The organism is Burkholderia alba (assembly GCF_034721475.1).
GTDB classification, from domain to species: Bacteria; Pseudomonadota; Gammaproteobacteria; order Burkholderiales; family Burkholderiaceae; genus Burkholderia; species Burkholderia alba.
This window is the reverse complement of the sequence record NZ_JAWJWL010000022.1, coordinates 24162-32302: the sequence shown is the minus strand read 5'-3', so window position 1 is coordinate 32302 and position 8141 is coordinate 24162. Positions and strand designations below refer to the sequence as shown.

The 8141-nt window shown below is 62.7% G+C and carries 9 protein-coding genes; 3 read left to right on the top strand and 6 right to left on the bottom strand.

Annotated features, from left to right (window positions below; genetic code table 11):
• From RZR99_RS23365 to RZR99_RS23345, 5 genes are all read right to left on the bottom strand, one after another.
• Positions 1–337 (bottom strand): ATP-binding cassette domain-containing protein (locus tag RZR99_RS23365; protein WP_323122151.1); only part of this gene is annotated, 337 nt, incomplete at its 3' end.
• Positions 338–363: 26 nt separating this feature from the next.
• On the bottom strand, positions 364–1257 hold the full coding sequence (locus tag RZR99_RS23360; protein ID WP_323122150.1) for an ABC transporter permease: 894 nt from the start codon (positions 1255–1257) through the stop codon (positions 364–366).
• Positions 1258–1272: 15 nt separating this feature from the next.
• Positions 1273–2097, bottom strand: a complete 825-nt coding sequence (locus RZR99_RS23355; RefSeq protein ID WP_323122149.1) for an ABC transporter permease — start codon at positions 2095–2097, stop codon at positions 1273–1275.
• Between the two features lie 25 nt (positions 2098–2122).
• On the bottom strand, positions 2123–3214 hold the full coding sequence (locus RZR99_RS23350; protein WP_323122148.1) for an ABC transporter substrate-binding protein: 1092 nt from the start codon (positions 3212–3214) through the stop codon (positions 2123–2125).
• 6 nt (positions 3215–3220) lie between these two features.
• Positions 3221–4246 carry a substrate-binding domain-containing protein gene (locus RZR99_RS23345; RefSeq protein ID WP_323122147.1) on the bottom strand — a complete coding sequence of 342 codons (1026 nt, stop codon included), beginning with the start codon at positions 4244–4246 and terminating at the stop codon, positions 3221–3223.
• Positions 4247–4889: 643 nt separating this feature from the next.
• Between RZR99_RS23345 and RZR99_RS23340 the strand changes: the two genes are divergently transcribed.
• Together RZR99_RS23340 and RZR99_RS23335 are read left to right on the top strand one after the other, a co-directional pair.
• Positions 4890–5558, top strand: a complete 669-nt coding sequence (locus tag RZR99_RS23340) for a site-specific integrase (protein ID WP_323122146.1) — start codon at positions 4890–4892, stop codon at positions 5556–5558.
• Positions 5559–5927: 369 nt separating this feature from the next.
• Entirely contained in the window at positions 5928–6278 is a 351-nt protein-coding gene (locus RZR99_RS23335) for a hypothetical protein (RefSeq protein WP_323122145.1), read from the top strand.
• Between the two features lie 162 nt (positions 6279–6440).
• On the opposite strand, the gene RZR99_RS23330 is transcribed toward RZR99_RS23335, so the two are convergent.
• A complete protein-coding gene (locus tag RZR99_RS23330) occupies positions 6441–7649 on the bottom strand; it encodes an acyltransferase family protein (protein WP_323122144.1) in 1209 nt (402 codons plus the stop codon).
• Between the two features lie 194 nt (positions 7650–7843).
• On the opposite strand from RZR99_RS23330, the gene RZR99_RS23325 reads away from it, so the two are divergent.
• Positions 7844–8125 (top strand): hypothetical protein, encoded by a 282-nt coding sequence (locus RZR99_RS23325; RefSeq protein ID WP_323122143.1) that lies wholly within the window; start codon positions 7844–7846, stop codon positions 8123–8125.
• Positions 8126–8141: the final 16 nt, after the last annotated feature.

The following is an 8141-nucleotide window of genomic DNA, read 5'->3' as shown; positions in this document are numbered from 1 at the left end:
GCGGGCCCCCACGACGGATCCGGAGCCCGTAGCCGACGTTGCCGCGCACCGACAGGTTCGGAAACAGCGCGTAGTTCTGGAACACCATGCCGACCTGGCGTCGTTCGATCGGCAGCACGGTGACGTCGTCGTCGCCGAAGGCGATCGCACCGCCGGGGTCGGGCGTTTCGAGCCCGGCGATCAGGCGCAGCGTGGTGGTCTTGCCGCAGCCGGAGGGGCCGAGCAGCACCAGGGTTTCGCCGGCGCGGATCGACAGGTCGAGCGGTTCGAGCACGCGCGCGCCGCGGAAGGTTTTTGCGCAGCGGGTGAGCGCGATGGGGACGGAATCGAGTTTCATGGGCGGACGGAAGCGAAATGGCGGGATCAGGCGGCGGGCTTGCGCCGCTTGCCTTGCCGCGCGCCGGACGGATCGACGCCGAGCCACTGCATCGCGACGAGGAGCGGCAGGGTCATCAGCAGGAACAGGATCGTGTACGCGCTGCCGACCTCGAGCCGCATCGAAGCGTAGGTATCGGCGAGGCCGACCGGCAGCGTCTTGGTGTCGGGCGTGTGCAGCATCCAGGTCAGGTTGAATTCGCCGATCGACAGCGTGAGCACGGCCAGCGCGCCCGCGACGATGCCGGGCCGCAGGTTCGGCAGCACGATCGTCGCGAAGCGCGTGGCGAACGATGCGCCGAGGCTCGCCGCGCCTTCCTCGAGCGTGCGCAGATCGGCGCTCGCCGCGACGGCCGCGACCGAGCGGACCATGAACGGCAGCGTGAACACCACGTGGCCGGCGACGATGAACCACGCGCTCATGCGAAACGCGCTGAAACCGCCGTAGACGACCAGCAGCGCGAGCGCCGACGCCAGGCCGGGCAGCGCGACGGGCAGCACGAGGATTTCCTCGATCGCGCGCGCGGCGCGGCTGCGGCTGCGTGCGAGCGCATACCCGGCGGGCACGCCGACCGCCAAGGTGATCGCGAGCGTCGCGAAGGCGATGATCAGCGACAGGAACACGGAGTCGTGATACTGCGTCCAGACCTGCGCGAGCCAGCGCAGCGTGAGGCCGCTCGACAGGCCGCGAAAATAGTTGACGGTGAGGCCGGCGAGCACCGACATCACGACGGGCACGATCAGGAACGCGCACAGCAGCAGCGTGATGCTCCACTGCGCGGCGGCGAGCCACGCGCCGGATGCGCCGAGCGTACGGCGGAGGGCGGCGCGCGGCGCGGGCCGGGAGGGCGCGGCGGTGTCGGGATCGGTGGCGGTACGCATCTTGACGTGAATCTCTCAGGCGGCCGCGACCGCGGTCTGGCCGGTGACGTGGCGGGCGATGCCGAGCACCGCCCAGGTGACGAGACCGAGCACGATCGACAGCCCGGCCGCGGTCGCGATGTTCGCGTTCAGCGTGAACTCCGTGTAGATCGTCATCGGCAGCACGTTCAGGTCGGTCGCGAGCGTGAACGCGGTGCCGAACGCGCCCATCGCGGTCGCGAAGCAGATCGCGCCGGCCGCGATCAGGCCCGGCGCGAGCGCGGGCAGTACGATGTCGCGCAGGATCCGCCACGGCGACGCGCCGAGCGAACGTGCGGCTTCCTCCAGCGAGGCGTCGAGCTTCGAGGCCGCGGCGATCACCGTGACGACCACGCGCGGAATCGAGAAATACAGATAGCCGACGAACAGGCCCGCGACCGAATACGCGAACACCCACTTGTCGCCGGTCAGCTTCGCCGACAGCATGCCGATCAGGCCCTGGCGGCCCGCCAGCATGATGACCATGAAGCCGACCACGACCCCCGGAAACGCGAGCGGGAACGTGAGCAGCGCGATCAGCAGCCGCTTGCCCGCGAATTCGCGGCGCGCGAGCAGCAGGCCGGAGATCGTCGACAGCGCGAGCGTCGCCAGCGTGACGGCCGCGGACAGCGCGACCGTCGAGCCGAGGCTCTTCATGTAGCGCGCGTTCGCCAGCAGCGCGACATAGGTATCGACGAATGCGCCGCTCGCCGATACCTGGACAAGCGAGACCATCGGCAGCAGCCAGAACGCGGCGAATACCGCGAGCGCGGGCGCGACGAGCGCGATGCGCCAGCGCAGCGGGAAAGTGAGGTCGGTCATGGGCGGGGCGTGCGACGGCAGTGCGTTACTGCATGGTCTGCAGGTACTGCAAGCCGAACGCTTGCTGGCCGGCCGCCATCTTGCCGAAGTCGACCGTCTTCGCGCGCGCGTACTCGCTCGCGGGCAGGAACTTCGCCGCGATCTCGGGGCTCACGACCTGTGCGCGCACCGGGCGCAGATACGCGTTCGCCCATAGCTTCTGGCCTTCGTCCGACAGCACGAAGTCGAGCACCTTCCTGCCGTTCGCGTCATGCGGCGCGCCCTTGACGAGACTCATCACGTACGGCACCTCGATCGTGCCTTCCTTCGGGATCACGAACTCGACGTTCGCATGATCCTTGTACTTCGCGCGATACGCGTCGAAGTCGTAGTCGAGCAGGATCGGGATCTCGCCCGACAGCACGCGCGCGTAAGCGGTCTGCTTCGGCACGATCGGCTGGTTCGCCTTCAGCTTGCGGAACCAGTCGAGACCGGGCTTGAAATTGTCGAGGCTGCCGCCGAGCGCCTGGTTCACGGCCACCGCGCCCGCGTAGCCGACGAACGCGCTCGACGGATCGAGGTAGCCGACCATGCCCTTGTATTCGGGCTTCAGCAGATCCGCCCACGAGCGCGGCACCGGGCGGCCGTCGAGCGCGTCCTTGTTGACGAAGAAGCCGAGCGTGCCGGAGTGGATCGTGAACCAGTAGCCTTGCGGGTCCTTGAGGTTCGCGGGGATGTCGTTCCAGTGCGCGGGCTTGTACGGTGCGATCACGCCCTTGTCCTTCGCTTGATACGCCGACGAGACGCCGAGGTACACGACGTCCGCGACCGGGCTTTTCTGTTCGGCGATCAGCTGCGCGATCGACTGGCCGGAGTTCTTGTTGTCGAACGGCACGCGAATGCCGGTCTTGTCCTTGATCGCGGCGATCTGCGCGGCCCAGTCCGCCCATTCGGGCGGGCAGTTGTAGCAGATCGCGGTTTCGTCGGCGTGGGCGGCGGACGGGGCGAGCGAGAACAGCGCGGCCGCGCAGGCGAGCGGCGCGGCGAAGGCGCGCACGGTCGCGGCGAGCGACAGGCGCGGGAACAGCGTGAGGCTACGGTTCACAACAGGTCTCCTGTGACGGGCAGGGTGGGGCATGAGGGGTCAGGCGGGACGCAGGTGGCGCGCGCTGGCGATCGCCGCGACGGTCGCGCCTTCGCGCAGCGCATGCGGCAGCGTCAGCGCGGGCTGCGCATGGCTCACGCCGCCGATGCGCTCGGCGAGGCGTTGCCACGCGGCCTGGCCGATCTCGCGGTTGGGCGTCGCGACGCTCGCGAGCGGCGGAGCGAGCAGTTCGCCGACGGCAAGGCCGTCGAAGCCGAGCACCGAGATGTCGTCCGGCACCGAGAAGCGCGCGCGTCGCAGGCCGCGCATCACGACCATCGCCAGCAGGTCGTTGCTGCAGAACAGCGCGGTCGGGTGGGACGCGTGCATCGTCAGGTGGGCGAGCACGGCGGCCGGCAGTTCGGGCGCGTTGAAATCGATTTCGACGGGGGGCAGCGGCGCGAGGCCGCTGTCGCGCAGCGCCTGCGCGTAGCCGAGATGGCGCTGCCGCGCGCGATCCGACGCGGCGAGCGAACCGGCCAGCATCAGCACGCGCCGGTGGCCGTGCGCGATGAGCATGCGCACGCCGTCGTACGCGGCGCGGCGGTTGTCGACCGCGACCGACGGGCGGTGCGGCGTGTCGTTGTGCATCAGCATGTAGAGCGGGCCGTCGCGGTCGAGTTCGTCGAGAAGCGGGTGCGCGTCGGCGTCGGCCACGGTCAGGATCAGCCCTTCGACGCGCTGCGCGCGCAGCGTCTCGATCGCGTGGCGCTCGCGCGCCGCGTCGTATTCGGTCGTCATCACGATCAGCTTGAAGCCCGCCTGCGACGCGCGCTCGTCGATGCCCTGCAGGCATTCGGCGAATACGGGGTTCGCGAGCGTCGGCAGTACGACGCCGATCAGCTGCGTGCGGTCGCTACGCAACTGTCGTCCGAGCGGATTGGGGCGGAACCGCAGCGCCTCGATCGCGGCGCGAATCGCGGCCAGCGCGGCAGGGCTGACGGTGTGCGGCGCGTTGATCGCGCGCGAGACCGTGGCGATCGAGAAGCCGGCGAGTGCGGCGACATCCTTGATGGTCGGCGTCATGGGAGCGTCCTGGCGGAGCGATGTAAACGTTTTCGTCGACGCGGATTATCGGGAATGTTTATGAAGCTGCGATGACGGGTGCGCTACGGAAAGCGGGTTGCGGGGCCGGACCAATGGTAGAATTCCGTCCGCCCTTGCCGGGGTGATGAAATTGGTAAACATAGCGGACTTAAATGATTGAGTGCCCGGTTGGAAACGGCCGGTGCAGAACCCTTCAAATTCGGTGAAACCCCTGGTGCGCGATGCGCCGAGGCAACGCCGAGCCAAGCCTCGGAACGTTCGGAAGAGCGGTGTCGAGGAAGGTGTAGAGACTAGACGGGGGGCGCCTAAGGTCGGGCGTGGAGCACAGCGTGCTGCATGCGGACGATGGCGAAGGCATAGTCCAGCGCACGAACGGTGCCGTGAGCGGCGCCGGTTTCGAAAGAATCAGTGTGATGAAAATCCGCCGCCTTAACAGGCTTGCCGGTTCAAGTCCGGTCCCCGGCACCACTACGCATCAACACAAACATTCTCGATCAGTTGAATCCTGTAGAAACAACGGGTTAGCCGATCGATACTGTTGATCCGTACAGGTTGTTTTCCCCGCATTATGGGGAGGGTTGTAGAGTGGATTCCCCATCCGCAACGCGCGACTCTCCCCACAATGGCATCGACCACCCCACACAAAGACGGCTTCCGCTTGCAGGTCTACGTCGGCGGCGTCCGCGATTCGAAGGTGCTGCGGACACGCCGCGAGGCAAACGCTTGGGGCGCTGCGCGCGAGGCCGAACTGAAGCGCCCGCGTGACATGCCGGTCGCCGACCGTCACACACTGGGCGAGGCGCTCAACGAATACTCGACGCGCGTGTCGACGAAGAAGGGCGGCACGAAGTGGGAACAGAACCGCATCGCCTCATTTATCAAGCAGTTCCCCGAATATGCCGAGCGGCCGCTGTCTCAGGCTGACACGCCGATGTGGGCCGAGTGGAGAGACCGGCGACTGGCCGGCTATGTCGCGCCAGACGGCACGAAGGTGCGTGGCATCACGAACGGCTCTGTGCTGCGCGAGATCAACCTCTACCGGAACGTCTACACGATTGCGCGAAAGGAATGGAAGTGGGCCGACGCGAACCCGTTCAGCGATCTCGGTATCCCGCCGGACAACGCAGTGCGTACGGCTACAACTCGACCTTTGCCAATGACGCGAACGTCGGCGGCTATCCGCGCGGTGCGCTGCTGCTGCGATCGGATCAAAGCGGCCTGTGGCTCAACCAGACTGACAACAATGCGACGAACCCAGATACGGGCGGCGGCTGGGTCGCCGCGTTCATGAGTGGCGCGGTGGACAATCGCGAAACCTTGCAATGAGTTTGGCGGTTGCGAGCGCGACCGCGACATTGACGGCGGACGAAATTGTCATCGGAACCGCCTTGGGAGCACAGAAGTATGTGCTCGGTGCGTTTAATCAGACGATCAACCTTGCGGCGACTGGCCCTGGCGGCATGGTGTCGGTAGCGCACCAGCGTCTGGTTTCGTCGCGCTGTATGCCTTCTTCAACCCGACGACGGGGGCGCGTACGCTGATCGGGTCGAATGCAACCAGTGCTGTCGCGCCGAATGTATACGGTGGTTCCAACGCACCGTCTGGCTATTCAGCCAGCGCGCTTGTGAGTGTTTGGGGTACGAATTCGAGTGGGCAATTCGTGACCGGATCTCAAAATGATCGATTGGTTTCGACCGGCGCGAACTTGGTGCTGAATAGCAGCACCCAGCAATCGACGCTGACCGCGCTGTCGATCAGTGGTGCGGTGCCGAGAAATGCACGGACCGTTTCTGGCATCCTGACTGCATCGTCGTCGACAACGTCGTCACTTCAGTTGATCGTTTCGGGATTGTCCGGCATCGGACAGAAGGGGCTTAGCGGCACGGCGATCAGCCAGGGAACCTCATACGAGCGTGCGCCCATCATGACAACGCAGACCATCTACTACGTCGCGACGGCCCCCACTGGAACGCCTACATTCCTCATCTACCTGACCGGCTACGAGTTCTGACACCATGATCTACGTACAATTCTCGGATTCAACCGATTCGGAAATCGTCTCTTATTTTTGCTGTCCGCAGGATCCGGCTGAGCATCCAAATCAAGGCGAGGTGGATGCGACCGATTCTCGGTGGGATGCTTTCTATAATAAGCAGTCCGCCCAAGTTCAGCCCTATTTGCCGGTTCCCGTTAGTGCATGATTTTTCTGTTCGGCCGCCATCGACAAAGACATGTTTTTCTGAGTCGAGGGCGACATAAATCTAATCTCCACGACGCGGAATGTTATGCTCGATAGTGAGACTGAAGCAAGGATTACGATAAGCCCTACGATCCAATATTCTATTGCGCTGAGTGCTGCGACATCAGTGAAATGTCCAACAGCGCGATAGACGAGATACAGTACCCAGCTATGGAGTAGATAGAAACTATAGCTGATTGATCCAACAAATCTGGCCGCGCGAAGCGTAAGCAATCCGAATATGGTATTGCCAGATGCTATAGCAAGGAACGGCACAAAAAGGATCGCGGCGCCGGTCACCGTGTAGGGTTGAGGCGTGACTCGAATCGCAACGACAACCGTTGCGATCATCGGTATCGCGAACCACGCTTGGGAAGCAATTGATCGAATAAATCTGATACGCACCATCGCGGAAGCCGCCGCGCCAGCGACAAATAGCCATTCGACCGGAGGATATGCGTATAGAAAGATACAGGCGCATATTATCAACGCGGCAAGTAACCGAAATTTGCTTCGCATGAACACTGCAAGCAATGGGAGTGAGATATAGAACTTCCATTCATATACCAGAGTCCAAAAAACACCGTTTACAATATACGTGCGATCAAAGTCATTGATGTCGGGATTTCCGGGGGCGGTGAATAGAATCCATGATGAAATTTGTTTTGCTAAAACTATTGGCTCGACATTCAGCTTAAAATGTGTGAGCGCTATAACGGTAACTACGACAAGCGAGCTTGCGACCAAATACATTGGGACTAATCTGCGCACGCGTGATCGAAGAAATTTTATGGCATCGAATGCAGTATTGTTATAAGCAATCCTGTTCCAGAACAGAAATGCGGTAATCATAAAGAAAAATGCAACGCCACCCGATCCGAGGAATGTCGCCAAAGATGATGGTGTAGCTTGCCACTTTCCAGTTGCATAGAACTGGTGATTCACCACAAGGTGAGAAAACGAGACAGCTAGGGCAAGGAACCCGCGCAACCCGTCAATGGCGTGATGTCTTGATCTCGATGCTTCGACTGCCAAAAACTCCCGATAGAACGTCGAGCGCGTCGAGATGAGTGTCGCGCACAGCATAGTGATCACAAGGATTGCGCCGATCGGCAGGCTAAGGGACAGGGTCGTCAGTTCCATGCAGGATCCTCGTGAGAAGCCGGCATTATATGCGCTGCCCAGCCGCATAGGGGCAGGCACCGGGCGCTGCCGGGGATAGGCTCCCTATCCGGGGGGGCACGCACTACGACATATCGGCCTTTTAATCGATAAATAAACATAAACATTTGACCGATAATTGTCTGGTCTGATTTTTAATTAACGGCCTCCGTTAAATGAACGATCAAAATAACCAGCAAAATAACCCCGGTTCTTGGCTTGTAAGCGCCAAAACGATTGTTAGCACGGTCGCGGGGTTGGTGTCTATTTTGGCCGCTCTGGTAGGGGTTTCAGCCTGGTGCATCGGACTGTATTCCGGACTCTCGAACTGCGTCACGGTTCTCGAACAGAGCAACCAAGCGATGCGCGACGACCTGAAGGACATCAAGGGCATGGTCTCGCAGCTCGTTCTCGGCGCAGCCGGCAACCGGCCCGACACGAAACGGTGGACGCGATGATGAAATGGAAAATCAC